We start from the raw sequence: 25,563 nt of genomic DNA on the forward strand, positions 1-25,563 counted from the left end.
CCGCTCTCAGGCCCGCCACAGCCCACGCCTGCGGTAACCACCCTCCCAGAACAGCCGGTTGAGGACCCGTACGGGCGGCGGCAGCGCGCCGAGGAACCGGGCCCGGTCGGCGGGCGGAGCGCCGTCGACAATCCACGGTACGAAGAGCGCGGCCCCGCGCAGGCCCTGCGTCTTGCGGATACGACCGGTGAAGGCGCCCCAGTCCGCGGTCGTCAGCACCTCCTGGATGAGGGGCAGGGCGCTCTCCTCCTCGTGCGCGAGGTGGTCGTCGAGGGTCGACGCCAAGGAGCGGACCAGTCCGGAAAGTTCGGCCGACCGGTTCTTCAGGGCCGCGTCGACGGCGGTCAACTGCGGGTCGAGTCGGGCATGCTCCGCCTCCATCTCCGCCAGGAGGGCGATGTCCCGGGGGCGGCCGTCGACCTTGCGCTCCACACGCGGCCACAGGTCGCTGTCCTCGGCGGTGTGGTGGATGTGCAGTTGGTTCCTGAAGTTGTCCCAGCCCGCGCGGACCTGGGGGGTGAAGGCGGTGCCGTCGGCCGCCGCCTCGCCGAGGCGTTCCAGGTCGCGCCGGAAGGCGTCGTGGGCGGCGTACATGACGGTGAGGTCGATGGTGTCTGCCGCTGCTTCGGTGGTCATGAGGTCGCTTCCTCCAGTTCGGGCAGTTCGGGTTCGTACACGGGCAGGGCGTGCGGGTTGGCCGACGGGCCGCGGTGACGGCGTACGGCGAGGCAGGCGAGCGCGCCGGTCAGCAGGACGGCGGCCGAGACCAGGACGGCGGGCCCCATCGCGTCCACGAAGCCGTGACCGAAGACCTGGCCGCCGAGTGCGCGCATACGGTCGGCGATGTCGTGCGGCACGCTGCTCGGCAGCCGCGCCGCCTGCCGTGCGTTCACATCGGTCCCCGCCTGGGAGAAGGCCCCGACGAAGCCGTCGCGGTAGGCGGCGGGCAACTGTCCGGCGCGCTGCCGGGCCTGGTCGGTGAGCGAGGAGGCGAGCTGGGCCTGGAGCACGGCGCCGACGACGGCGCCCGCGAGCACCGAACCGACCTGCCGCAGCGCGTTGTTGACGCCGGACGCCGCTCCGGAGAGCCTCGCCGGGACGTTGCGCATGACCTCGGTGGCCATCGGTGCGAAGGTGCAGCCGGCGCCGAGGCCCGCGAGGAAGAGCGGGAAGGCGACCGCCATCCAGCTCGACCCGACGTCGGTCGCGGCCACGATCCACACCAGGGCCGCCGTCCAGGCGAGCAGTCCGGTCATCAGGATGAACTTGCCGCCGATCTTGTCCGAGAGGACTCCGGCGGGCCCGGCCGTCACGAACGAGCCGAGCGCGAGGGGCAGCAGCACGAGCCCGGACTTGAGCGCGCTGAAACCCAGTACGGACTGCAGGTAGATCGTCAGCGGCAGGAACATCCCGATGACGCCGAAGGACACGGTGACGCCGACGAAGTTGATGAGGGTGAAGTCGCGGTCCTTGAAGAGCGAGAAGGGGACGAGCGGGTCGTCGCCCTGCTGGCCGCGCTCATGGCCGAGGAAGGCGGCGAAGAGAAGGGCCGCCGCGCCGAACAGCGACCAGATCCAGGCGTTCCAGTCGTAGCGCTGCCCCTCGGTCAGCCCGAAGGCCAGGCAGAACAGGGCGCCTGAGGCGAGCAGCACGCCCAGGGTGTCGAAGCGGTGGCGTACGGTGCGTCGCGAACCGGGGATGATCGCCGCGGCGAGGCCCAGCACCAGGACCCCGAGCGGCAGGTTCACGAGGAAGATCCACCGCCAGTCGAGGTGGGTGATCAGCGCGCCGCCGATGATCGGGCCGAGGGCGCCGGAGATGCCCGCGACGACGCCCCAGATCCCCATCGCGGCGCCCCGCCGGTCGGCCGGGAACACCTCCGCGATGATCGACAGGGTCTGCGGCATGAGCAGCGCCGCGCCCAGACCCTGGACCGCGCGGAACGCGATCAGCTGCGCCGGATTCTGCGCGAGGCCGCAGGCGAGGCTGGCGAGCGTGAAGAGCGCGACGCCCGCGAGGAACAGGTTGCGCTTGCCGCGCAGGTCACCGAGGCGGCCCGCGGTGATCAGCAGGACGGCCAGGGCGAGGGTGTAGGCGTTGACGACCCACAGGATCTCGTCGAGGGAGGCGTTGAGGTCCTGCCCCATGTCGGGGATCGCGATGTTCACGATCGTCAGGTCGAGCAGTGTCATGAAGAAACCCAGGGAGAGCGTGATGAGGATCGCCCAGGGGTTGCCGTGCCACTTGTCGTGCCACTTCTTGAACACGATGTCTGTCTCCTTGTGTCGAGGCATCGGACTCGCGTTCAAGAGGGCGTGGGTTTCGGCCGGTGTGACACCCAGGAGGCAGCGTGAGACGTACGTCACATTCCGCTCTCCGGACGTCACATTCGGGCCCGCTTCTCCCCTCGCAGTAGTGAGCGCACCAAGGGAGGCAAGGCATGTCCGAAAGCCCCGCGACCGGGACGGCCGACGGCGCGACGCAGGTGTTCGTCGACCACCGCGAGCTGCTCTTCGCGATCGTCTACAACATCCTCGGCAGCGTCGCGGACACCGAGGACGTGCTCCAGGAGACCTGGCTGTCCTGGACGGGCCGCGCACACCGCACCCCGCTGGAGGGCATCGCCAACCCGCGCGCCTACCTCGTGCGCATCGCCGTGAACCACGCGCTCGCGCGGCGCGCCGCGATCACCCGCCGCCGCGAGACGTACGTGGGCCCCTGGCTGCCGGAGCCGCTGCTCGACGAACCCGCCCCCGCCGGCTCCGGCGACGACCGGGCCCTGCGGTCGGAGTCGGTGTCGCTGGCGATGCTCGTGGTTCTCGAATCCCTCACCCCACTGGAGCGGGCGGTCTTCGTCCTCAACGAGGTGTTCGGCTACGCCCACACGGAGATCGCGGAGGTCATCGGCCGCAGTCCGGCGGCGGTACGGCAGCTCGCGCACCGCGCGCGGGAGCACGTGCACGCCCGCCGGCCGCTCTACCGGGCCCATCCGCGCGTCCGTCGGCAGGCGACCGAGCGCTTCGTCGAGGCCGCGCTCGGCGGGGACATCGCCGCGCTGATGGAGATCCTGGCGCCGGACGTCACGGTGTGGACGGACGGCGGCGGCAAGGCCTCGGGCGGGCTGCGACCGGTGCACGGCCGGGACAAGGCGGCGCGGCTGTTCGCCGGTTACGCCACCCGGCGCGGCACCGGCCTCGACCTCCGCTACCGGCGCGTCAACGGCGACGACTCCGCGGTGCTCTTCGAGGGCGAGTCGCCGTACGCGGTCATGGTCATGGACCTCACCGCGGACGGCGAGCAGGTGTCCGGCGTCTACATCGTCACCAATCCCGAGAAGCTCGCACACGTACGGCGGGACGAGGAGACCGAGGAGGAGCACTCGTGACGGTCACCGGGCGTCCGGCCGAGAAGTCCTCCCCCGGCGAACGCGTCGCCGACTGGTTCGACGGCCGGCTCAGTGTCTACGCCCTCGGCAGGCGGTATCTGCGCAAGGTCTTCCCGGACCACTGGTCCTTCCTCCTCGGCGAGATCTGCCTCTACAGCTTCGTCGTGCTGATCCTCACCGGGGTGTACCTGACCCTGTTCTTCCACCCCTCCATGAACGAGGTGACGTACCACGGCGGTTACGTTCCGCTGAACGGCATCCGGATGTCGGAGGCGTACGCCTCGACGCTCCACATCAGCTTCGACGTACGCGGCGGACTGCTGATCCGCCAGCTCCACCACTGGGCCGCGCTGGTCTTCCTCGCCGCGATGCTGACGCACATGATGCGGCACTTCTTCACGGGCTCGTTCCGCAGGCCCCGCGAGGTGAACTGGGTGTTCGGCTGGACGCTGCTGCTCCTCGGCCTGTTCGAGGGCCTCTTCGGCTACTCACTGCCGGACGACCTGCTGTCCGGGACGGGCCTCAGGTTCGTGGACGGGGCGCTCCTGTCGGTGCCGGTCGTCGGCACGTATCTGTCGTTCTTCCTGTTCGGCGGGGAGTTCCCCGGCCACGACATCGTGGCCCGCTTCTACTCGCTGCACGTCCTGCTGATCCCGGGGATCATGGCGGCGCTCGTCGTCGCCCATCTGATCCTCGTCGTCCACCACAAGCACACCCAGTTCGCGGGCCCGGGGAAGACCGAACGCAACGTCGTGGGCACCCCGTTCCTGCCCGTCTACCTGGCGAAGGCGGGCGGCTTCTTCTTCCTGGTGTTCGGTGTCCTCGCGCTGATCTCGGCGATCGCGACCATCAACCCGGTCTGGTCGTACGGTCCTTACCGCGCCGACCAGGTGTCGACGGGCGCCCAGCCGGACTGGTACCTGGGCTTCGCCGAGGGCCTGGTGCGCGTCATGCCGGGCTGGGAGATCACCGTCGCCGGGCACACGCTCGTGCTCGGCGTGCTGATACCCATCGTCGTCTTCCCGCTGCTCCTGGTCGCCATCGGCGTCTACCCGTTCATCGAGTCGTGGGTCACGGGAGACCGGCGTGAGCACCATCTCCTCGACCGCCCGCGCAACCGGCCGATCCGTACGTCGATCGGAGCGGCGTGGATCAGCCTCTATCTGATCCTGCTCGCGGGCGGCGGCAACGACATCGTGGCAACGCGCTTCCATCTCTCGATCAACACCGTCACCTGGGCGGTGCGGATCTCCGTGTTCGTCATCCCGGCCGTCGTCCTCGTGGTCACCCGCCGCATCTGCCTGGGGCTGCAGTTGCGGGACCGGGAACTGGTGGCGCACGGCCGTGCGACCGGCGTCGTCACACGCCTGCCGCACGGCGAGTACGTCGAGGTGCACCGTCCGCTCGGCCCGGCCGAACTCCACACGCTGACCGAGCACGAGCACCGGGACTCGTCAGACCACCGGGACCTCCAGACGGCTGATGCGCAGCCCGCCGTCGGCGGCGCCGGGGTGCCCGCTCGCCATGAGGAGCCGCAGCCGTGAGCCGCGCACCCCGTCGAAGGTGATCACGGTCGGCGCGTCGGACGCGGTGGCCCAGTCGACGGCCGTCCCCTTCACCGGCACGTACTGTCCGCCGTCCCACACCGCGACCTCGACCGACGCGGGCAGTGCGTGCGTCGCGTCGACGGTGAAGGAGACCTCGACGCGGTCGACGGTACGCGGGCGCGCCCAGGTCACCGAGACCCAGTCCTCGGGACGGGCCCCGTTGAACGCGGGCAGCAGGGCCGTGGCCGACTTGTAGAACGCGTTGGACCAGCCCGTGGCCGCGTCGCCGTCCAGCATGGCGGCGGGCAGGGTGTCCGTTCGGCCGGAGTAACTCGCGTCCGCGAGCGGGTAGTTCGGGACACCAGGTCCCGGGTCGGGTGCGAAGACGGACGGTGCGGTGGCCGCCTTCGCACGCGCCGTGGTCGTGCGCACGGTGACGGTGGCGCCCCGCAGTCCCTCGGAGCGGGCCGTCACCTTCAGTGACCCCGGCCGTGTGCCGGAGCGTACGATCGCGAGTGCCTTGCCGTGGAAGGCCGTTCGCGTACTGGCCTGATAGCGCTCGGCGCTCTCCTCCCGGCCGTTGTCGAGACCGGCGAGCGACCCGCCGTCCACGTCGAAGGTGATCAGGTGCTCCGCGTCAGGCACGACCGCACCACGGGCGTCGACCACCTCCGCCGTCACGAACACCAGGGAACGACCGTCGGCGGCAAGCGACCTGCGGTCGGGCGTGAGGCGTACCGCGTGCGGTGCCCCGGCCGTGCGCAGCACGTCGGTGGCGACCGTACGCCCGTCACGGCGGGCCACCGCCTTCAGCTCACCCGGCTCGTAGGGCACCTTCCAGGTGAGGTGGAGCTTGCCCGCGCTACCGTTCGGGCTGGTGTAACTGCCGGGGTACGGGCCCGAGGTGAAGGTCTTGTCGTCGCCGGTCGCCTCGGTGGTCTCCAGATAGGTACGGCCGTCGGTAGTCGTCTTGGTGTCGAACTTCCCCGCGCCGAGGGACTTTCCGTTGAGGAAGAGCTCCACGGTGTCGACGTTCGCGTACGCCCAGACCTCGACCGTGTCACCGGCCTCGTGGTTCCAGGTCATGGGCACCAGATGGACCATGGGCTCGCTCGTCCACTGGCTCTTGAAGAGGTGGTACATGTCCTTGGGGAAGCCGGCCGTGTCGACCGCGCCGAAGAAGGACGCCTTCACCGGGAAGACGTCGTAGGGCGTGGGCTCCCCGATGTAGTCGATGCCCGACCAGAGGAACTCCCCCGCGAACCACTTCCGGTCCCGGTCCTTCTTGTGTCCGTACTCGCCGCTCATCGTCCAGGACGCGAGGTTGTTGTCGTACGAGGAGACCGCGCGCCGACCGGGCGTGTAATTCTCACCGGTGTTGAGGTGCTCCGGCTCCTGATAGGTGCCGCGGGTCGAGGTCTCGGACGACGACTCCGACTCGAAGAGGAAGAGGTGCGGATAGGCGGCGTGCAGGGCGTCCACCGACTTGGCCGTGTTGTAGTTCAGGCCGAGCCCGTCCAGCTTGCTGAGCATGAGGTCGGCCGCGGAACCCTTCGTGGGCACACGACGGTACTTGTCCGAGCCGATGACCAGCGGCCGGGTGTCGTCCGCCGCCTTGATGGCGGCGATGATCCGGTCGGCCATCGCGAGCCCCGGAGTGGAGGTGGAGTCGGGGATCTCGTTGCCGATGGACCACAGGACCACGGCGGGCGAGTTGCGGGCCGCGAGGACCATCTCGGTGGCGTCCTTCTCGCACCACTCGTCGAAGAACCGGCCGTAGTCGTACCTCGTCTTGCCGGTCCGCCAGCAGTCGAACGCCTCCACCATCATCACGATGCCGAGCTCCTCGCAGACCTGGATCATCTGCGGCGAGGGTGGGTTGTGCGAGGTGCGGAAGGCGTTGACGCCCATGGACTTCATGATGGTCATCTGGCGGCGTACGGCGTCGATACTGATCGCCGCGCCCAGCGCGCCCTGGTCGTGGTGCAGGTCGACGCCCTTGATCTTGGCGTGGGTGCCGTTGAGGTGGAAGCCCTCGTCCGGGTCGAAGCGGACCTGCCGGATACCGAAGGGGGTGCGGTAGGTGTCGACGCTCGCGCCGCCGACCCGCAGTTCGGTCTCCAGGGCGTAGCGCTGGTCCGGGGACGCGAAGTCCCACAACTTGGTTCTGGAGACGGTGAGTTCATGGGTCTCGTCGGCGCGGCCGGTGACCGTGACCGTGGTGGACGTACGGGCCGCGGTACGGCCGTCGGGGTCGACGATCCGCGAGATCACCTGGACCTCGGCGGCGGCACCGGAGTCGTTGACGACCGTCGTCCGCGCCCGTACGACGGCCCGCTCCGCCGTGATGTCCGGTGTCGTGACGTACGTGCCCCAGCGCTGGACGTGCACCGCTTCGGTGACGACGAGCCGGGCCTCGCGGTAGATGCCGCTGCCCGAGTACCAGCGACTGCTGGGCAGTTGGTTCTGGACCTTCACGGCGATGACGTTCTCGGTGGTGCCGTCCGTGTGCAGCAGGTCGGCGAGGTCGAAGGCGAACCCCGTGTATCCGTAGGGGTGGCGGCCGACCTCCTTGCCGTTGCAGTAGACGTACGAGTCCATGTAGACGCCGTCGAACTCCACGGAGATCCGCTTGCCGGTGAGTTCGGGCGGCAGGATGAAGGTGCTGCGGTACCAGCCGAGGCCGCCCGGGAAGAAGCCGGTCCCGCTGGTGGTGCCGTGCTCGGTCGTGGGCGTCTGTTCGATGCTCCAATCGTGGGGGACTGCGACTTCTCGCCACGCCGCGTCGTCGTAGCCGGGCTGCGCGGCGCCCTCGTACGCGCCGGTGGGGTCGGTGATCCCACCCGGATCGACCAGCGCGAAGCGCCAGCCGTCGCGCAGCTCGACGGCGCGGCGACCCGCGGCGCGCCCTGGCGGGTCCGCCCAGGCGTCGGCGGCGCCCAGGAGCGATCCTGCCGCGGGTACGGCGGTTCCTGCGATCAATACCGATCTTCGAGTGACCGTCATGGCGGCTCTCTCTCGTCAAGGGCCCATAAGTCATCACAACTGATCGTGAACAAACAGATTCTGACTGGGTGACACATAGGCCCGTCAAGGGTGCGGCACTCACTTCCACCCCGCTCATCACATCGGCCGGAATCCGTAGCTTCGCCCTTCCTGTAGGCGCCCGGCGGAGCCCCGTACCGCTGCCGGAAGACCCGGCTGAAAGCGTCCGACGGTCACCAGGCCCGGCGGTGGGGACGGATCAGCGGGCTCGGGCAACTCCTCAGCACGCACGGGCATCCTCCCGGAAGGCTCACCGGCCTGGCGCGAAGCACCTGGGACTCCGGTGGGAAGGGACGGTCGGATGACAGTCACGGACATGAGCGGGCGTCAGTGGTCGGACTTCGACGAGAACGGGTTCGTCGTGGTGCGCGGGCTGTTCACCGCCGCCGAGATCGGCGAACCGTGCGCGGAGTTCCACGCATCACATCGGCGGCTCCTACCGGACGCTGACGATGGGCGGCGAGCCGGTCGCCCTGCCCGAGAGCGAGGGCGCGGGCCCGTGCGGCACGGAGTTCGCCCCGGCGTCACCGCACTGACGTCATTTCCTCGACTCGGGCAGCGCGTCCCGGAGTTGGGCTCGCGAGGTGATGCCGAGCTTGGGGAAGATCCGGTAGAGGTGGAAGCCGATCGTACGAGGCGAGAGGAAGATGCGTTCGCCGATCTCCCGGTTGGTCAGACCGGCCGCCGCGAGGCGCGCGATCTGCAGCTGCTGCGGGGTGAGTTCGGCGAGCGCGTCCAGGGCGGTGGACGGCGAGGCCGCCGGGGTGACGCCCGCGGCACGCAGTTCGGCGCGGGCGCGCTCGGTCCACGGGCGGGCACCGAGCCCGTTCGAACACCTCCAGCGCCGCGGCGAGCAGTGGACGCGCCTCCACCGCGCGGCGCCGACGGCGCAGCCACTCCGCGTAGTCGAGACGGACCTGTGCCCGTTCGAAGGGCCACTGATCGCCCGCCGGATCGGCCAGCGCCGCCGCGAAGTGCCGTTCGGCGTCGTCCGGTTCGGCGAGCAGGGCCTCGGCCCGGTGCACGATCGCGTCGAGCCGCGTGGACGTCTCGCCCTCGGTGAGGCGCCGCCGGGTCGCGTCGAGGACGAGCCGTGCGTCCTCGGCCCGGCCCGTGCGGACGGCGGCTGCCACGAGGTCGGCCAGGTAGTAGTCGGAGGCGTGGAAGTGCAGGGGCGCGGGCCCCGGCTGCTGGGTGTAGACGGCGCGGAAGCGGTTGTACGCCGCCGCGTGGTCGCCCTCCGCGAGCGCGGCGGCGCCCAGCGCGTAGTGCGCGCGCACCTGCAGGCTGCGGCAGTTGGGCAGGTCGATGCCGTGTACGGCGCGCTGTACGGCGGCGCGGGCCGCTTCGGTGTCGCCGCGCAGGGCGAGCAGGGTGGCGCCGAGAACGGGCGCTCCCACCACCACGTTCTCCAGTCCCCCCTCGGCAGCCAGGCCGTACGCCTCGTCGAGTGCCGCGCGGGCCTCCGTCCAGGACCCGCTCTCGTACAGGGCGAGCGCGAGAGCCTGGGCCACGGTGGCGTTCGCCCCGGAGGTCGGGGAGCGGCGCAGATGCTCCATGGCCGCGCCGAGGAGCCGTACCGCCTCGGTCGTCTCGTCCAGGATCCAGGCGGCCCCGCCGGAGACGACCATGCGGGACAGCGGGACGTCGATCCCGGATCCTGGCTTCGGCAGGGGCGCGGTCCAGGTGCCCGCGAGCAGTTCGAGGGCCCTCACCCGGTTCCGCACCGGATCGCAGCCCGCCAGCACCCAGAGCCGGCCCGTCTCGTCCTCCTGCGGCGGCACGCGCTCCACGATCCGCAGGAGCTTCTCCCGGTGTTCGGGGGCTCCCGAGTTGTACGCGGGCGTGGTGGCCGTCGACAGGGCGTCGAGTGCCAGTACGGGGTCCTCGTCGACGACGGCCTCGGCGACCGGCAGCAGAAAGCCGAGCGAGCCCGCGAACTGGGTGGTCACGGCGAGCGCCCAGCCCGCCCGGAGCGAGGCCTCGGCGAGGAGAGCGGGGTCGTCGGTGAGGGTGGCGACCCGGGCACTGAGTTCGCCGACCCAGCGCGGATGACCGGCGTACATCGCCACGGTCGCGGCCCGCACCAGGCGTCGTGCGCGGACGGCGGGGTCGGGGCTGAGCCGGGCCGCGCGTTCGAGGGCGGTGGCCGCGGCCGCGTAACCGCCGCGGCGCTGTGCCCGTTCCGCGCTGTCCTCCAACTCCTTTGCCGCCTCCTCGTCGACGCCCGAGGCGGCGGCCGCGTGGTGCCAGGCGCGGCGGTCGGGGTCGGCGACCAGGACGTCGGCGAGCGCTCGGTGGGCCGTGTGGCGTTCGGCGTAGGTCGCGGCCTGGTAGACGGCGGAGCGGATCAGTGGATGGCGGAAGTGGATGCGGTCGGCATCGAGGCGGACGAGCCCGACGCGTTCGGCGGGGAGCCAGTCGTCGGGGGTGGTCCGCTCGCCCGCGGCCGAGAGGATGACGGGCAGTTCGGCGCTCTCCGCGGCGGCCGCGAGAAGCAGCAACTCCCGAGTGGCCGGGGGTAGTTCGGGCAGGTCTGCGGCGAAGATGGCTTCCAATCGGTCGGTGAGGGGCAGTGCCCCCTCGTGACCGGCGGCGGGGTCGCGCGCCGCGGCCCGGGCGAGTTCGACGAGGGCGAGAGGCACACCCGCCGCCTGTTCGAGGATACGGGAGCGGGCTCGTCCGGCGGGTGGTTCGGGCTGGCGGTCGAGGAGTCGGCCGGCCGCGGCCGTATCGAGTGGCTCGAGGGCCAACTGACCCATCCCACGGGAGAATTGCGCGGGCACGACGGTGTCGCGCGCCGCCACGAGCAGGGCGACCGGCTCGCCTTCGAGGCGCCGGGCCACGAAGGACAGGACGTCGAGGGTGCCGAGGTCCAGCCAGTGCGCGTCGTCGACGACCAGGAGCAGCGGGCCGCGCTCCGCGGCGTCGGACAGCAGGGTCAGCGCGCCGAGCGAGGTCAGCAGCGGATCGGAGACCGTCTGCGCGCCGTCGTCGAGCCCGAACACGCCCAGCAGCGCGGCGCGTTGGCGCGTCGGCAGTCCTTCGGCCAGGTCCAGGAAGGGCCGCAGCATCTGGTGCAGTCCGGCGAAGGCGAGGCCCGACTCACCCTCGCTCCCCCGGCAGCGCAGCACCCGTATCCCGCTGCGGCGGGCGATGCGGGTGGCGGCGTCGAGGAGGACGCTCTTGCCCGCGCCGGGGCCGCCGGTCATCACCAGGGACCCGGTCTGTCCCGTCGTGAGATCGTCCACGAGCCGTGAAAGCAGGGCCAGTTCGTGGTCCCGGCCGACGATCCACTCGTCGTGGAGGGGCGTCATGAGGCGACCCCGGAAAACACGTCGGAGGTGAAGGCGAGAAGGGCGTCGGCGACCGCGCCGGGGTTCTCCAGGAGCATCTCGTGAGTGCCGTCGATGCCGACGACCCGCACGGTGGGCCGCCGCTCGGCCAGTTCGGCGAGATCCCGGGCGAGCCCCCTCCTGTACGCCGTCATCAGTTCGTCGAACCATGGCATGCCGGGGATGGGCGGTGCGGGCCGCAGGGCGCGTCCGAGCAGCAGCGGCCGGCGCGTCTTCGCGAAGGCGTCGAAGAGGTCGAGCGCGTCGATCGCGTCGATCGCGGCCAGCATCTCCAGCGCGTGCTCGCGTTCCGGGCGTACCTCCAGCCGTCCGTCGGGCCCATGGCGCACAGAGCGCAGGAGGCCCGCCTCCAACAGTTCGTAGGGGATGCCGAGTTGTTCGGACATCGCACGTTGCTCGGCGAGCAGGTCCTTCAGGCCGTCGACCGGAATCGGTTCGCCGGGCACCATGGCGCTCTCCAACTCCCTCACCCGGATGAGGCGTTCCTCGACATACGCCGGGTCGAGGCCCACGTACTGGTCGGGGCGGCCCCACCCGTAGCCGTCCAGGTCCACCGCGCCGGGCGTGACGTCCGGGTGCCCCAGCGCGTAGCGCACCGCGAGCACCCCGCCGAGCGAGTGCCCGACGGGCAGCGCGCCGGGAATGTCGTACCGCTCCAGCACCGCCTCAAGGTCGTCCAGCACCCGGGAAAGACTCCAGGTCCCGGACGGGGAGAGACCGTGTCCGCGCAGGTCCACGGCGAGCACCCGGTGCCGGGGGACGAGGAGCGGGGCGACGGCGGCCCAGTCGGCGAGTGTGCGCCTGGCTCCGTGCAGCAGGAGCAGGGGTGGGCCGTCACCCCCGTGGTCGTGTACAGCCAGTTCGATACGGTCTCCGGTCATGTCCTGACAATACGGCTTGCGTCAGGGCTCCAGGAGCAGATTGAGCGTCGGCAGCGGCCCGCCCGGGAACTGCTGCAGCCGGCCGCCGGACGCCAGCGGCCCGAGGTTGATGACCGCCCAGCCCACCCGTTCGGCCAGCCGTGTGACGCGCTCGTTGGCCCCGGGGTGGTTCCCTGAGACGAAGATCACCCGCCGACCGGCGAACGTGCGCGGATCGGAGCCGAGCACCGCCGGTGTCAGCGTATTGAACACCTTCACCAAGCGCGCTCCGGGCACGAGTCCGGCGACGACCTCGCTGGAGGTGCGGCCGCCGAGGTCGGCGACCTTGAAGTCGGGCGGGCCGAGCGGGTTGGTGGTGTCGATGACGATCCGCTCCTGCCAGTCGGACACGCCCGCGGCGCCCACCGCCTCGCGCAGCCGTCCCCACGGTACGGCGATGACGACGATCTCCTCCTTGGCGGACTCGGCGACGGTGGCGGGCCGCAGCGCCGGCCCCATCGAGGCGGCGAGGTCACGCAGCGACCGCGGACCGCGGCTGTTGCTGATGACGACCTGCTCGCCGGCGGCCACGAACCGGTGGGCGAGGGCCTGTCCGATGGCTCCGGCGCCGATGATTCCGATAGGCATGACGTGTCCCCTTCCTCTGGTTCCTCTGGTTCCTCTGGTTCCTCTGGTTCCTCTGGTTCCTCTGGTTCCTCTGGTTCCGCTGGTTCCGCTGGTTCCGCGCGGCTACTACAAGAGGTGAGCGTCAGCATCACGCCGCGGGTCACCGCGGCGCTTCTGTCGTACGACTGGACACGGGCCGCGCGGGCACCGCGAGGCGGAGCCTTGACGTGCGCGTTGTCCAGGCGCTTTGATCATGCGGTGCCAAGGCCGCGGCCGGGCACCCAGAGGTGCGCCCAACCGGTAGCGAACACGGTTCAAGTCCGGCCAAAGTCGCCAGGATCGTGAGCGTCCGAGGCGGGGTCGTAAAGCCCGCGCGGGCTACGGGGACCGACTGAGCATCGTGCGCCGGGATGTGCAGGTGCCGACGCCGGGCAGTGCGGACTACGTGCGCCGGACGCGCTGACGGGGGGTACCCCGGACCAGGAGAGATCACCGTGCATACTCGCACCGAAGCCGGGTGGTTTCCGGATGAGCGGGTGCGTACGGAGCGGACGTATCAAAGGGCATGTCGACATCCATGGCCAGCAGACAGGGCGACCGCCTGCCGACGCCCGCCGCCAGACCGCCGGGGCGATTCGAGGGGCTCCGGCGACACCGGCGGTGGCTGTGCGCGCTGGCCGTGGTCGCCCTGCTGGCCCAGATGGCGGTCGCGATGGTCACGGCGGCCGTGCAGCAGACCCCGACGATCGACGAGCCGGTCTATGTGGGCACGGCGGAGACCTATGTGCGGGAACACACCCTGCGCTTCAACCCCGAGCATCCGCCGCTGGGCAAACTGATCATCGCGAGCGGGCTGGTGTTCGCCCACCCGCACCTGGACGCCCACTTCACGGGTGATCAGACGGCGCTCGGCAGGCGGCTGCTGTACGAGTCGGGCAACGATCCCTGGCGGGTGATGCTGTGGGCACGGCTGCCGGTGATCGTGCTGACGCTGCTTTTCGGCCTGGTCGTCTTCGCCTTCGCCCGTGAACTCGTCGGTGCCGTGGGCGGGTTGATGTCGCTCGCCCTGTACGCGTTCTCGCCCGACGTCATCGCGCACGGCTCGCTGGCCACGCTCGACGTACCGGCGGCCGGCTTCCTCCTGACGTCGGTGTGGCTGGTGTGGCGGGCGCGGCGACAGCGTCCTCTGCTGCACCTGGCGCTCGCGGGAGTGGCGCTCGGCGCGGCGGCCGCCACCAAGATGAGCACCTTGCCCGCGGTGCCGGTACTGCTGCTCCTGGCGTTCCACTCCTTCTGGTCCTTCTCGTCCCCCTCGTCCCCCTCAATCTCCTCGTCCTTCTCGCCCCTCTCGTCCTTCTCGTCCTTCTCGTCCTTCTGGCACGCGCGCCGCTCGCCCGGCCCGGCCCTGCGCGCACAAGCGCGGCTCGTGGTGCTGGGCGTCGCGGTGGCGGCGGGTACGGCGCTGGTGGCCCTCGCCGTCATATGGGCCACCTACCTGGTCGTCGACCCGCAGCTGCGTTGGGCGACGCCCGCGAACGTCCCGGCCGTGCACGGTCTGCGCGGGCTCGCCATCGACTGGCTGCCCGCCCCCCGGCCGTACCGCGACGGCATGCGCATCCAGTTCGGCTTCGAGAACGCGACGTGGAGCGGCTTCCTGTTCGGACGGCTCTACCACGGCTCGCTCTGGTACTACCTGCCGGCCGCACTCCTGGTGAAGACACCGATCGGCATGCTGGTCCTCTGGCTGATCGGCCTGGCCGTGCTCGTCGCCGTGCCCCGGCTGCGCCCCGCCGCCCCGTACGTCCTGCTCCCCCCGGCCGTCCTGCTGGCCGTGGCCATGACCGGGTCGCGTGACCTCGGCGTCCGGTACGCGCTGTTCGTTCCGGTGTTCCTGGCGGTCGCGGCGGCCGGGGTCCTCGCCCTGCGCCACCGCTGGGCCCACTTCGGCGCGGCGGCGCTGGTCCTGTTCGTCGGGGTCAGTTCGCTGCGCGCCTTCCCGTACTACCTGCCGTACTCCAACGAGGCGTTCGGCGGACCGTCAAAGACCCATCTGCGGCTGCACGACTCGAACGTCGACTGGGGGCAGGACCTGGGCCGGCTGGCCGACCGCCTGGCCGAGCGGTACCCGAGCGAGCGGGTCTGGCTGGTCTACAAGGGCAGCGGTGTGCCGTCGTCCTACGGGATCGAGGCGGCCGATCCGCGCAAGGCGCCGCCGAGCGAGGTGCACGGGCTGCTCGCCGTGTCGGACTCCGCGGTCGCGAAGGCCGACGGCCGGCTGGCGTCGTTGCTCGACGGCGCCACCCCCGTCGACGAGGTCGGATACTCGATCACGATCTACCGTCGGCGCTGACGCGAAGGGATCATGTGCGAGAGGTGAGCAGGTCCAGCGCCCGTCGCCAGGGGAACTCCGCGCGCCGGCCGTCCTCCCCCGGCTCCCCCGAGTAGCGGTCGCCGAACCGTACGCCCATCCCGTGCAGGCGGTCGACGCTCGCCCGGTAGGCGGGGTGGGCCGCCAACGCATCGCTCACACAGGGCAGTACGGCGATCGGGACGCCGAGGCCGTACGCCTCGTTCAGGGTGCCCAGGGCGAGGGTGTCGGATATCCCGGCCGCCCACTTGTTGACGGTGTTGAAGGTGGCCGGGGCGACGGCCACCGCGTCGGGGGCCGGGAAGGGGCGCGGGTCGCCCGGTGCCCGCCAGGCGGACCTGATCGGGCGGCCGGTCCGCGCCTGGACGGCGGGCGCGTCGAAGAAGCCCAGCCCCTGCGGGGTGGCGATGACGCCGACCTCCCAGTTCCGTTCCTGTGCCGCGGTGATCAGTTCGCCGACGTCCTGGGCGATGCCGGCCGCGCAGACGACGACGTAGAGGAAGGGTTTTTCGGCGTGTTCGCTCACGCGGGAAACCCTAGTGAACCGGGAAGGTGTCCCCGCGTTCGACGGCGGGCCGGCCTGGTGTCCGCCGCGGGGCTTCCCGCCGCCCTCACCGACCAGTTGTTCCTGCTGGCCGAGGGGGCCATGGTCACCGCGGGCATCACCCGGACCACGGAGCCCGCGGAGCAGGCGCGCGAGGCAGCGCGGTTGCTCATCAAGGCCCAGCGCTGATGAGCCGATCGCTCGACGAGGACGGCCGACGCGAGCCGGCCGACGGCCGTCCTGGTCGAGTGGTCCTCAGCTCTCGGTGACGGTGATGGCGCCCACCGGGCAGGCCCGCGCCGCCTCCCGCACCAGTGGGTCGCCGCCGCCGTCCTCGCGGCCGGGCAGCAGTGCGCTGAATCCGTCGTCGTCCTGTGTGAAGACGTTCGGCGCGGTCAGCGCGCACTGTCCCGCGCCGATGCAGACGTCCTTGTCGATGGCGATGTCGATGCTCATGGCCGCCAGCCTCTTACCAGGTCACGGGGAGTTCCAGCATCCCCTGGATCGTGTCTCCGGGTTTGAAGGGGATGTCGTCCGCCGGCGCGGCCAGCCGCAGGCCGGGCAGCCGGTCGAAGAGCGACAGCAGGGCGATCTCCATCTCGGCGCGGGCGAGGTTCTGGCCGAGGCACTGGTGGATGCCGAAGCCGAACGCGACGTGATGGCGGGCCGAGCGGTGCCAGTCCAGGGCGTCCGGCTCGGGGAAGGTACCCGCGTCGCGATTGATGACGGAGGTCGCGAAGACCACGCCCTCGTCGGCGCGGATCGTCGCCCCGGCCACCTCGATGTCCTCGGTGGCCACCCGCAGCAGCCCCTCGGCGATGGAGAGGAAGCGCAGCAGCTCCTCGACCGCGGTGGGCATGAGCGTCGGGTCGGCGCGCAGTTCGGCCAGCTGTTCCGGGTGCCGCAGCAGGGTGAACGTACCGAGCGAGATCATGTTCGCGGTCGTCTCGTGCCCGGCGACCAGCAGGATCGTGGCGAGGCTGATCAGCTCCTCGCGGTCCATCACCCCCTCGCGCAGCTGTTCCTGGATGAGATCGTCGAGGAGTCCGTCCCCCGGTTCCTTCAGCTTGCGCTCGATCAGCGAGCCGAAGTAGGCGTCCAGCCGGTCGCGGGCGGCCTGGATGTCCGCGGCGGCGGGGCCGCGCAGCAGCCTGCGGGACTGCTCCTCGAAGAAGTCGTGGTCGGCGTACGGAACCCCGAGCAGGGCGCAGATCACCATCGAGGGCACGGGCAGCGCGAAGGAGCTCACCAGCTCGGCGGGCGGGCCCTGCTTCTCCATGGCGTCGAGCAGCCGGTCGACGGTCTCCTGGATACGCGGGCGCAGGGCCGCGGTCCGCTTCAGGGTGAAGCTCGGAACCAGCATGCGGCGTTGGGTGTGGTGCGCGGGATCGTCGAGCCCGAGGAGCGCGACCCGTCGGTTGCGGGACATGGCGAACCGCTCCGTGGGCATCGGGAACGCCGGGCGGGTGCGGTCGGAGGAGAGCCGCGGATCGGTGAGGAGTTCACGGGCGGCGCTGTGCCCGGTGACGACCCACACGCTGCGGCCGTCGAACAGGGAGACGCGCGACAGGGGGCGTGCCTCGCGCAGGGCGTCGTAGGCGGCGGGCGGGTGGTAGGGACACGTACGGTCCTGGGGGAAGGCAACGGGTTCTGTCATGAGTGACCTCGCAAGCGATGGTTCCCTCTTACCGATCTTGCCGATCTTCGTGCCGATCTTCATTAGATGCCCCAGGCGCCTAAAAGACCCACGCGAAGTTCGGCCAGATGCCCCGGACGGGCTATCTGGCCGAAGCGTGCGGGGACCGCCCCCACGTACCTCGGGTTTCCCGCCGACGCCGTCGCCCCGGCGGCGCGCACATGGCCTGAACTCCTCATGGGCGGCCTCTGCGAAAAGGGGTTGCGTGGGCAGATCCGGCAGCCTCAGGATCAGCCCATGTCCACGATCGAAACCTTCCTGTCGCCGACCTCCGCCGCTTCTCCGGTGCGGGTCCAGCAGCAGCCCGGCCGTCCACGGAGGCCCTCGCTCCCCCGATCGTGACCGCCGCGCTCGTCGCGGGGCTTCTCGCGGGCTACGGCATCGCCGTCCCCGTCGGAGCGGTCGCGACCTACCTAGTATCCCTCACCGCGCGTACAACCCTGAAGATCGGCGGCTGCGCCGCGCTCGGCGTCGCCACCGCCGACGGGCTGTACGCCCTGGTCGCCGCGCTCGGGGGCAGCGCGCTCGCCGCCGCGCTCCAGCCGGTACTGGAGCCGTTGCGCTGGGCCTCGGGGCTGGTGCTGGCGGCGCTGGCGGTGCGGGGCGCGCTCACCGCGCTGCGCCAGTACCGCGACCAGCAGCTCGCCGCCCGGTCCGTACGCGATCCGGCGCACCCGGCGCGGGCGTACCTGACGCTCCTCGGGATCACCCTCCTCAACCCCACCACCGTGATCTACTTCGCCGCGCTGGTCCTCGGCAGCCGGACGGCCGAGGCGGCGCGGCCCCTGGAGCAGGGGGTGTTCGTGCTCGCCGCGTTCGCCGCGTCCGCGAGCTGGCAGCTGCTGCTCGCCGGGGGTGGCACGCTGCTCGGCCGGGCGCTGACGGGACGGCGGGGGCGGCTGGTCACGGCGCTCGCGTCCAGCGCGGTGATCATGGTGCTCGCGGTGCGGATGCTCGTCGCGCCGCGATGACGCGCCGCGATGAGTGCGCGCCGCCTGTCACATTCCTGAGGATGACCGGTCGGACGTCCACCGGATGCGGGACGAACCGGTGCCGCCCCGTCGCTGCGTCGTGCGGGAACGGCTCCGCCGTGCCGCACACGTCCCGCGGGCGCGATGACCCCCTGGGTGCAGTGGTGCGGATGATTCGCGTCCGCGTTGGTGTTGAATCATGCCGAGACACGACCAGTACGACGCGACGATGGGACGGAAGTCATGCCTCTTGAGGGTGAGTACGAACCCAGCCCGGCGCAGTGGGTGCGAGACCAGGTGGAGCTGTACGAGAGCTCCGGCGGCACCAAGGGGGCCACGCTGCTGGACACGGGACTGCCAGTCATCATTCTCACGACCCGGGGTGCCAAGAGCGGCAAGATCCGCAAGACCCCGCTGATGCGGGTCGAGCACGACGGACGCTACGCGGTGGTCGCCTCGCAGGGCGGTGCCCCCAAACATCCGGTCTGGTACTTCAACGTACAGTCCGATCCGCATGTGGAGCTCCAGGACGGCGCCGAGCGCCAGGACATGACGGCGCGTGAGGTCACGGACGAGGAGAAGGCGGAGTGGTGGGAGCGCGCGGTCGCCGCGTATCCCCCGTACGCCGACTACCAGACGAAGACCGACCGGCAGATCCCCGTCTTCGTGCTGGAGCCGACCGACTGAGCGTCGCGCACGCACGGCAGTGGTCTGTACCGGCTCCCCATGGTGTGCGTGCCGGTGCCGATCTCACCTCGTCTCCTTTCGCAAGGGGCAGCCGTTCGCCGGAGTCGGGACTTGCCCGGCTCCGGCTTTTTCTCGGAATCCCGGAATCTCGGAATCGGCGTGCATGATCCGCCGCCTCTCGGGCAGCCGAGCCTCAGGCCCCGCTGCGCTCCCCCGTCGCGGCGGGGCCGCCCATTGCCGCGTCGCCTCGCGCGGTCGCCGCGGCGGCTGCGGTGCGGGGCGCGGCTCGCGGCGGGCAGCGACTGGCCGGTCAGCAGCCCCGACCCGCTCCAGGGCATCCATGTCGCGGTCAACCGGGTGGCCCCCGGCGAGGCGGGAGCGGTGTTCCTGCCCGCCGAGCGCATCAGCCTCACGGCCGCGCTCGCGGCGTACACCGCGGGATCGACGTACGCGAACCACCTCGACGACACCGGGAGCGTACGAGGGGGCCGTGGCGGATCTCGTCGTACTGGACCGTGACCCGTATGCGGGACCGCCGGAGGAGATCGCGTGCGCGAAGGTCGCGCTGACCTATGTGGGGGGGTGAGCGCGTCCACGCGGCGCCCGGTGCCTGACTCCCACCGTCACCGCGTTCGCAGTGACTTCCTGGACAGCTGTCCAGCTATAGTGGACAGCTGTCCAGGAAAGCCTGTTACGAGGGAGCTTGCTGACGATGGAGACGGTCGCGAACGTGCTGGTGGGCCTGGTGGCCGCGCTGCACGCGTACATCCTGGTGATGGAGATGTTCCTGTGGGAGAAGAAGCCGGGGCGGGGTCTGCACGGCTTCGACCCGGAGATGGCCCGGGCGACCGCCCCGATGGCCGCCAACCAGGGGCTCTACAACGGGTTTCTCGCGGCCGGACTGGTGTGGGGCCTGATCGCCGCGGATCCGACCGGGTTCCACGTCCAGGTCTTCTTCCTGGTGTGCGTCGTGGTCGCCGGGGTGTACGGAGCGGTCACCGCGAACCGCCGCATACTCTTCGCCCAGGCCCTGCCCGGCGCCCTCGCCCTGGCCGCCGTCCTGATCGCACGGTGACGCCGGAGGACCCGCGGGCCGCCCGCACCCGCCAGAAGCTGCGGCAGGCGCTCCTCGCGGAGTGCGCCGAGCGCCCGCTGGAGGAGGTCGGCGTCGCCGCGCTGGTGCGGCGGGCCGGGGTCGGCCGGGCCACCTTCTACGTGCACTACGCCGACCTGGAGGCGCTGGCCGTCGACGCCTGCGCCGATGTCGTGGGGGAGGCCGTGGAAGCGCTGCACGCGTGGCGCGGTCGGCCCGACCCGGTGTCCGCGCCGCCTGCCCTGCTCGCGTTCTTCGCGGATCTCGCCCCGCACGCCGGGCTCTACCGCGCACTCCTGAGCCCGGGCGGAGGCGGCCCGCTCGGCCTCGTCCTGCACCGGGACCTGCGCGCCCGCAGCCTGGCCGAACGCACCCTCGCGGGCGCCGCGGACGCCCCGCTCGTCGCCTCCGCCGTCGCCGCCACCTTCGCCGGGGTCCTCGCCGACTGGCTGCACGGGCTGTTGGAGGGCACCCCGGAGGAAGTCGCCCACCAGGTCTGGCAGTTGCTGGTCGCGTTGCACATGAGCCGGTGACGCCTCCCCCACCGGCGCACACGCAGGTCACCGTTTCCCTCGTCGCGGGCCACGCCTCCCCCCTGCCCGGCGTACGGCGTGGCCGGGGGCGTGCCGGCGACCACGAGGTTCTCAGCGGCGACGGTGGTGCCGGTCGGTCTGGTCTCCGACGCACGAGGGACGGTGATCGTTCGGCGCTCAGCAAGCAGCCGGGAGACCGAGTTCGACGAGGCCGTGCGGGAGGTCGACGTCGTCCTGGACGCGATCGGCGGGGAGACCACCTTCCGTTCGCCGCGCGTGCTGCGCGAGGGCGGGATCGTGGTGTCGATCCTGCCGATGGGACCGGAGGAGTTCTACAAGGAGGCCGCGCGGCTCGGTGTGCGGGCGGCGCGGATGCTGATGGAGGCCGACCAGGCGGGCATGAAGGCGGTCTCCCGGGCGGCGCGTACGGCGGCGTCCACGTCGGCCGCACCCGCCTCCGCGACCGTCGTGACCAGCTGGCCGGTGGACGGATCGATCACGTCCGTACGCGCACCGTCGGCCGCCTCACGCCACTGTCCGCCGATGAACAGCCGCCCGGGCCCGCTCTCGAAGGTGGTCGTCATTGCCCACTCCTCAGCCTTTGATGCCTTCATGCCTTCGCGCCCTCGTGCCTTCGTGCCTTCGTGCCGTGATCCCGACACCTTGATCGCTAAGGTTTCAACCAACAGGATTCCTGCGTGTTCGCAGTCTCATTACAGACAGGTTTCCTGTCAATGCCATAGGCTGAACCCATGGTCGGCACCAAGGCAACAAAGGCACCTCCGTCGCTGCTCTACATGGTCAAGCAGGTGGAGCTGGTCGTCCGCTCCCACCTCGACGAACTGGTGAAGCCGGCGGGGATCACCGCACTGCAGTACACCTCGCTCACCGTGCTGGAGCGGCACGACGGCCTCTCGGCGGCGCAGCTCGCGCGCGACTCGTTCGTGACCGCACAGTCCATGGCCGACCTGGTGCGGTCACTGGAGAACCGAGGCCTGGTGCGCCGCGAGCGCAATCCGCGCAACCGGCGCGAGCTGCTGATCCTGCTGACCGACGAGGGGCGCGAGCTGCTGGAGCGGTTCGCCGGGGCCGTGCGGGAGCTGGAGGAACGCATGGTCCGGGAGCTCACCACGCACCAGACGGATCAGTTCCGCGAGGCGCTGTCCAAGGCGTGGCACGCACTGTCGTGATCCGTCCGCTCACTTTGCGGGCCGACTCGTCGCTCAAATCGCAGACATATGTCGATCGAACATATCGAAGCTGGCCGTCCGACCTGCGGAAACGCTAGATCAGCGCCGCATCCATCACCATGACCGCCCGGCCGGTGGCGTCAGCGGTGAGGTGCCCGTACGTGTCCGCCGTCTCCGTGATGCTCTTGTACCCCAGCCACCGGGACACGTCCAAGAGTGGCAAGCCGTTGCTGAGCGCGGTCGAGGCGAACCAGCGGCGCAGGTCGTGAGGCGACCATTTGTAACCCAAGGTATTCACTACCTTACGGAAAGCATACGAGTAGTTCGAGGTGGCCACCAGGGTTCCGGTCATCGTCTGGAACAGGGCGCCGTCCGGACCGGTGCCGTAACGAGCCACGTGCTCACCCACGGCGTCGGACAGGTGCGTCGCCAACGGGATGTCCCGCCAGACCCCCTTCCTACGGTGCTTCAGCGGGCCCAGGACGGCCCCCTTGACGCGTATAACCTGGCGGCGGAGCCTCACACGGTCGTCGAGGAAGTCTCCGACCCGCAGGCCGAGCATCTCGCCCTTCCGGAGCCCGAGGCCCGCCATGAGCCAGACGGAGAGCGCCCACTCCCGGCGGAACTCGTCCGGGCGTTGTCACGTTGTTGGGTGCGTGACTGTCTGATGGTGCGTCGGGGTGTGGTGGGTCTGCGGTCCGGGCCTGTGTTCAGGCCGTGGCGGGCCGGCTGGCAGTGCCGGTGATCTGGTCCCAGATGGCGAAGCGGATGGTCATCTCGGCTCGGTGGTCGAAGGCTGTCATCAGGTGGCGGTGGGGTCGGAAGTGGGGTGAGATGCCGCTGAACGCGGACAGGAACCGCTGGGCCGCGCCCACACTGCGGAAGCCCTTCATCACGCGTTCACGCTGCCTGGTGGGCTGGTGGCTGTTCTCGGCCCGGTTGTTCAGGCCCTTGTGCGAGCGGTGCTCGACGGAGGACATGACCTCACGGTGGGCCGCGCCGTAGGAACGCAGCTTGTCCGTGACGACCACCCGCGGCACCGCACGCGTCCTCTTCATCAGACGGCGGAAGAAGCGCCGGGCCGCGCCCTTGTCCCGCCGGTTCTGCACGAGGATGTCGAGCACGTTGCCGTCCTGGTCGACGGCCCGCCACAGGTACTTCCGCTCCCCGTTGACCTTGATGAACACCTCGTCCAGATGCCATTTATCCCCGGGCCGGGGACGGCGGCGGCGCAGTCCGTTCGCGTAGGCCTGGCCGAACTTGGCGCACCAGCGGCGCACTGTCTCGTAGGAGACGATGACGCCTCGCTGGAGCATCAGCTCCTCGACCTCGCGGAAGCTGAGCGGGAAGCGGAAGTACAGCCACACGCAGTGCGAGATCACCTCGACCGGGTACCGGTGCCCCCTGTACGACGGCGACGCACTCGCCACCGACAACCCCCCTCCAGCAGATCAACCCGAAGATCATCTCACCCGGTCAGCCAACGTGACAGCGCCCTACCGCGAGATCCACGAACACGGCTACCGCGGCAACCACCAGGCCGTCCGTCTCTACATCCGCACCATGCGCGGCGGCACTGCCGCAGCCGAGCCTCCTCGTCCCATCCCCACACCACGCAAGATCACCTCATGGATCATGAGGCCACGCGACGGACTCAGCCGCGAGGAACAAGACCAGCTCGACGAGGTGCGCATCGCCTGCCCGGACATCGCCACCGCCTGTGACCAGGCACGCGTCTTCACCGGCCTGGTCCGCGACCGCCGCGGACACCTTCTCGCCGACTGGGTCCGCGAGGCCGAGACCAACGGCCCCGGGCCCGTGCGGGGCTTCGCCGGGTTCCTCCGCCAGGACTGGGACGCCGTCCTCGCCGGCATGACGCTCGACTACAGCTCCGGGGTCGTCGAAGGGCACGTCAACCGTTTAAGAGCGTCCGCCAGTAGGTCATCGGATACGGGGTTTCGTGGGCGGGTATCCCAGCGGTAGAGGGTCCAGGCGTGTCGCTCGCGCTTGCCGCCGTCGACGAAGCCGCACCCGGGAACCTCACTCTTCGGCGATCCATTGGGCGAGGGAGAGCAGGGTGGTTTCGACGCTGTTCGTCATGTAGTCGCGGAGTGCGTCGAGGTCGCCGCGGGTGGTGCCCAGTACCGGGTCGAGGCGGAGGAGTTGCCAGGACTGCTCGACGACGGTTCCGCGTCCCTGGGGGTGGAAGGTCCAGTTCCACTGCACGATGCCGTCTTCGGCGCCGCCGACTACGAAGGTGAAGGCGTCGCCGGGGTCGGCTCGTACGACCTGGGAGCGGGTGGTCCATTCCCGGCCGTCCTTCTGATTGCGGCCGCTGAACCAGGCGCCGGCCCGGGGTCCGGCGCCCTGGTCGAACGTGACGTCGGTCGCGTTGGGGCTCCAGCGGCCGATCGCGGACACGTCACTGACCAGGTCGTAGACCCGGGCGGGTGCAGCATCCACCCATGTGCGTCTGGTGAAGGCGAAGCCTGATGCGTCCAGAGCCTCGAAGAGGTCGTGTTCGCTGGTGGTGGCGCTCAAGGCGTCCTCCTGGGTGCGTGCGGGGTGGTGCCGGGTCGGCGATGCCTACGTCATCACCAGTCCTGCCGGGGAGCCAGACCGGCTGGTGCCTATCCACAGCTGGGGCAGGCTGTGGGTTTCGAGTCGGCCCATACTCGGATCCATGACCGGAAAATCGCAGCTCGGGGACTTCCTGCAGGCGCGGCGCTCCCAGCTGCGTCCCGAGGACATCGGGATGCCCACCTATGGGGAGCGCCGGCGTGTGCCGGGGCTTCGGCGCGAGGAGTTGGCGCTGCTGGCGGGTGTGAGCGCCTCGTACTACACCCGGCTGGAGCAGGGGCAGTCGCTGAGCGCGTCGCCGGAGGTGCTGGACGCGATCGCCGGGGCGCTGCGGCTGGACGAGTCCGAGCGGCGGTACCTGCACGATCTGGCCCGGGCGGACAGGAATCGCACTCGGGGCCGGCGGCCTGCGCCGGAGCGTGTGACGGAGGCGGCAGTTCAGCTGCTGGAGGTGCTGGCGGACGTTCCCGCGATCGTGCTCGGCCTGCGCAGCGACGTGCTGGCGTGGAATCGCCTGGGCCACGCGCTGTTCGCCGGGCACCTGGACCCTGGCGCCCCTGACCTGTCGGCGCAGCGTCCCAACATGGCCAGACTGGTGTTCCTCGACTGTCATACCCGCGACCTGTACGCGGACTGGCCGAGCAAGGCCAGGGCGGTGGTGGGGAATCTGCGCCTGGTGGCGGGCCAGCACCCGCAGGACGCGGCGTTGCACGCGCTGCTGGGTGAACTGAGCGCAAAGAGCGGTGAGTTCGCGTCGATGTGGGCCGACCATCGGGTCAAGGCGTGCACCGTGGCCGCCTATGAGATGCGGCACCCGTTGGTCGGCCCGCTGACCGTCGTTCAGCAGACCCTGAGCCACGGACCGGGCCCCAACATGGTGGTCGCCACCACGCAGGTGGGCTCGCCCTCGCGGGCCGCCCTGGCCCTGCTCGCCCAGGCCATCACCCAGGACACCGTCCCGGCCGACCCGGCGCAGTCGGCGCCACGGGCCGACGCCGGCTGACCTCACACAACGCCACCGGGCGCTCGGTCGGCACTTGCGAGCACCCGTCCCACCCGGGCACGGCCGACGACCAGCCGC

The 25,563-nt window shown here is 70.7% G+C and carries 22 protein-coding genes and 6 pseudogenes; 14 read left to right on the plus strand and 14 right to left on the minus strand.

Features of this window, described 5'->3' with window-relative positions; genetic code table 11:
* Positions 1–6 precede the first annotated feature (6 nt).
* Entirely contained in the window at positions 7–636 is a 630-nt protein-coding gene (locus tag OG747_RS02805) for a hemerythrin domain-containing protein (protein ID WP_405877435.1), read from the minus strand.
* Entirely contained in the window at positions 633–2,267 is a 1,635-nt protein-coding gene (locus OG747_RS02810; protein ID WP_405877437.1) for an MFS transporter, read from the minus strand. Before OG747_RS02810 ends, OG747_RS02805 begins: the two co-directional genes overlap by 4 nt.
* A gap of 173 nt (positions 2,268–2,440) precedes the next feature.
* Here OG747_RS02810 and sigJ point away from each other — a divergent pair, with 173 nt between their 5' ends.
* The gene (gene sigJ, locus OG747_RS02815; protein ID WP_405877439.1) at positions 2,441–3,385 is read left to right on the plus strand and encodes an RNA polymerase sigma factor SigJ; all 945 of its coding nucleotides are present in this window, start codon (positions 2,441–2,443) and stop codon (positions 3,383–3,385) included.
* Positions 3,382–4,929: a cytochrome bc complex cytochrome b subunit gene (locus OG747_RS02820; protein WP_405877441.1), complete on the plus strand. Its 1,548-nt coding sequence runs from the start codon at positions 3,382–3,384 to the stop codon at positions 4,927–4,929. Before sigJ ends, OG747_RS02820 begins: the two co-directional genes overlap by 4 nt.
* On the opposite strand, the gene OG747_RS02825 is transcribed toward OG747_RS02820, so the two are convergent.
* On the minus strand, positions 4,840–7,938 hold the full coding sequence (locus OG747_RS02825; RefSeq protein WP_405877443.1) for a glycoside hydrolase family 2 TIM barrel-domain containing protein: 3,099 nt from the start codon (positions 7,936–7,938) through the stop codon (positions 4,840–4,842). The genes OG747_RS02820 and OG747_RS02825 overlap by 90 nt on opposite strands.
* Positions 7,939–8,354: 416 nt before the next feature.
* Here OG747_RS02825 and OG747_RS02830 point away from each other — a divergent pair.
* A pseudogene (locus OG747_RS02830) lies at positions 8,355–8,513 on the plus strand (phytanoyl-CoA dioxygenase family protein); the annotation flags it as partial.
* A 2-nt stretch (positions 8,514–8,515) separates the two neighbouring features.
* Here OG747_RS02830 and OG747_RS02835 read toward each other — a convergent pair.
* The 4 genes and pseudogenes from OG747_RS02835 to OG747_RS02850 all read right to left on the minus strand — a co-directional run bounded on the left by OG747_RS02835 (position 8,516) and on the right by OG747_RS02850 (position 12,841).
* Positions 8,516–9,529 (minus strand): LuxR C-terminal-related transcriptional regulator, encoded by a 1,014-nt coding sequence (locus tag OG747_RS02835; RefSeq protein WP_405885428.1) that lies wholly within the window; start codon positions 9,527–9,529, stop codon positions 8,516–8,518.
* A gap of 1,318 nt (positions 9,530–10,847) precedes the next feature.
* Positions 10,848–11,294 (minus strand): annotated as a pseudogene (locus tag OG747_RS02840) (AAA family ATPase); the annotation flags it as partial.
* Positions 11,291–12,214 carry an alpha/beta fold hydrolase gene (locus OG747_RS02845; protein WP_405877445.1) on the minus strand — a complete coding sequence of 308 codons (924 nt, stop codon included), beginning with the start codon at positions 12,212–12,214 and terminating at the stop codon, positions 11,291–11,293. The pseudogene OG747_RS02840 and the gene OG747_RS02845, both read right to left, overlap by 4 nt.
* A 21-nt stretch (positions 12,215–12,235) precedes the next feature.
* Positions 12,236–12,841: an NADPH-dependent F420 reductase gene (locus tag OG747_RS02850; RefSeq protein ID WP_405877447.1), complete on the minus strand. Its 606-nt coding sequence runs from the start codon at positions 12,839–12,841 to the stop codon at positions 12,236–12,238.
* Positions 12,842–13,397: 556 nt separating this feature from the next.
* On the opposite strand from OG747_RS02850, the gene OG747_RS02855 reads away from it, so the two are divergent.
* Positions 13,398–15,170: an ArnT family glycosyltransferase gene (locus OG747_RS02855; protein WP_405877449.1), complete on the plus strand. Its 1,773-nt coding sequence runs from the start codon at positions 13,398–13,400 to the stop codon at positions 15,168–15,170.
* Between the two features lie 10 nt (positions 15,171–15,180).
* On the opposite strand, the gene OG747_RS02860 is transcribed toward OG747_RS02855, so the two are convergent.
* Positions 15,181–15,714, minus strand: coding sequence for a flavoprotein (locus tag OG747_RS02860; RefSeq protein WP_405877451.1), 534 nt, complete (start codon positions 15,712–15,714; stop codon positions 15,181–15,183).
* A 48-nt stretch (positions 15,715–15,762) separates the two neighbouring features.
* On the opposite strand from OG747_RS02860, the pseudogene OG747_RS02865 reads away from it, so the two are divergent.
* Positions 15,763–15,921: pseudogene (locus tag OG747_RS02865) on the plus strand (TetR/AcrR family transcriptional regulator); the annotation flags it as partial.
* A gap of 66 nt (positions 15,922–15,987) precedes the next feature.
* Here the strand turns inward: OG747_RS02865 and OG747_RS02870 are convergent.
* Together OG747_RS02870 and OG747_RS02875 are read right to left on the minus strand one after the other, a co-directional pair.
* Positions 15,988–16,182 carry a ferredoxin gene (locus OG747_RS02870; RefSeq protein ID WP_405885429.1) on the minus strand — a complete coding sequence of 65 codons (195 nt, stop codon included), beginning with the start codon at positions 16,180–16,182 and terminating at the stop codon, positions 15,988–15,990.
* A 19-nt stretch (positions 16,183–16,201) separates the two neighbouring features.
* The gene (locus OG747_RS02875; protein WP_405877453.1) at positions 16,202–17,389 is read right to left on the minus strand and encodes a cytochrome P450; all 1,188 of its coding nucleotides are present in this window, start codon (positions 17,387–17,389) and stop codon (positions 16,202–16,204) included.
* Positions 17,390–17,766: 377 nt separating this feature from the next.
* On the opposite strand from OG747_RS02875, the gene OG747_RS02880 reads away from it, so the two are divergent.
* From OG747_RS02880 to OG747_RS02905, 6 genes and pseudogenes are all read left to right on the plus strand, one after another.
* Entirely contained in the window at positions 17,767–18,399 is a 633-nt protein-coding gene (locus tag OG747_RS02880; RefSeq protein ID WP_405877455.1) for a LysE family transporter, read from the plus strand.
* A 243-nt stretch (positions 18,400–18,642) separates the two neighbouring features.
* Positions 18,643–19,086 carry a nitroreductase family deazaflavin-dependent oxidoreductase gene (locus tag OG747_RS02885; protein WP_405877457.1) on the plus strand — a complete coding sequence of 148 codons (444 nt, stop codon included), beginning with the start codon at positions 18,643–18,645 and terminating at the stop codon, positions 19,084–19,086.
* A 267-nt stretch (positions 19,087–19,353) separates the two neighbouring features.
* Positions 19,354–19,700: pseudogene (locus OG747_RS02890) on the plus strand (amidohydrolase family protein); the annotation flags it as partial.
* Positions 19,701–19,798: 98 nt separating this feature from the next.
* Positions 19,799–20,161 (plus strand): DUF1304 domain-containing protein, encoded by a 363-nt coding sequence (locus OG747_RS02895; protein ID WP_405877459.1) that lies wholly within the window; start codon positions 19,799–19,801, stop codon positions 20,159–20,161.
* Positions 20,158–20,712 (plus strand): TetR/AcrR family transcriptional regulator, encoded by a 555-nt coding sequence (locus tag OG747_RS02900; RefSeq protein ID WP_405877461.1) that lies wholly within the window; start codon positions 20,158–20,160, stop codon positions 20,710–20,712. The genes OG747_RS02895 and OG747_RS02900 overlap by 4 nt, the downstream gene beginning before the upstream one ends.
* A gap of 189 nt (positions 20,713–20,901) precedes the next feature.
* A pseudogene (locus tag OG747_RS02905) lies at positions 20,902–21,121 on the plus strand (zinc-binding dehydrogenase); the annotation flags it as partial.
* Here the strand turns inward: OG747_RS02905 and OG747_RS02910 are convergent.
* Positions 21,119–21,296 (minus strand): annotated as a pseudogene (locus tag OG747_RS02910) (aldehyde dehydrogenase family protein); the annotation flags it as partial. The pseudogenes OG747_RS02905 and OG747_RS02910 overlap by 3 nt on opposite strands.
* Before the next feature lie 168 nt (positions 21,297–21,464).
* Between OG747_RS02910 and OG747_RS02915 the strand changes: the two are divergent.
* Positions 21,465–21,902: a MarR family winged helix-turn-helix transcriptional regulator gene (locus OG747_RS02915; protein WP_405877463.1), complete on the plus strand. Its 438-nt coding sequence runs from the start codon at positions 21,465–21,467 to the stop codon at positions 21,900–21,902.
* A gap of 94 nt (positions 21,903–21,996) precedes the next feature.
* Here the strand turns inward: OG747_RS02915 and OG747_RS02920 are convergent, their stop codons facing one another.
* Together OG747_RS02920 and OG747_RS02925 are read right to left on the minus strand one after the other, a co-directional pair.
* Positions 21,997–22,494: a tyrosine-type recombinase/integrase gene (locus OG747_RS02920; protein ID WP_405877465.1), complete on the minus strand. Its 498-nt coding sequence runs from the start codon at positions 22,492–22,494 to the stop codon at positions 21,997–21,999.
* A 118-nt stretch (positions 22,495–22,612) separates the two neighbouring features.
* Complete coding sequence (locus OG747_RS02925; RefSeq protein ID WP_405877467.1) at positions 22,613–23,332, minus strand: IS6 family transposase; 720 nt, start codon at positions 23,330–23,332, stop codon at positions 22,613–22,615.
* Positions 23,333–23,387: 55 nt separating this feature from the next.
* Here OG747_RS02925 and OG747_RS02930 point away from each other — a divergent pair, with 55 nt between their 5' ends.
* Positions 23,388–23,885 carry a hypothetical protein gene (locus OG747_RS02930; protein WP_405877469.1) on the plus strand — a complete coding sequence of 166 codons (498 nt, stop codon included), beginning with the start codon at positions 23,388–23,390 and terminating at the stop codon, positions 23,883–23,885.
* 57 nt (positions 23,886–23,942) lie between these two features.
* Here OG747_RS02930 and OG747_RS02935 read toward each other — a convergent pair whose 3' ends face one another.
* Complete coding sequence (locus tag OG747_RS02935; protein WP_405877471.1) at positions 23,943–24,443, minus strand: SRPBCC family protein; 501 nt, start codon at positions 24,441–24,443, stop codon at positions 23,943–23,945.
* A gap of 142 nt (positions 24,444–24,585) precedes the next feature.
* Here OG747_RS02935 and OG747_RS02940 point away from each other — a divergent pair, with 142 nt between their 5' ends.
* Positions 24,586–25,485 carry a helix-turn-helix domain-containing protein gene (locus OG747_RS02940; protein ID WP_405877473.1) on the plus strand — a complete coding sequence of 300 codons (900 nt, stop codon included), beginning with the start codon at positions 24,586–24,588 and terminating at the stop codon, positions 25,483–25,485.
* Positions 25,486–25,563: the final 78 nt, after the last annotated feature.

The sequence above is a fragment of the Streptomyces sp. NBC_01384 genome (assembly GCF_045040035.1).
Taxonomy (GTDB): domain Bacteria; phylum Actinomycetota; class Actinomycetes; order Streptomycetales; family Streptomycetaceae; genus Streptomyces.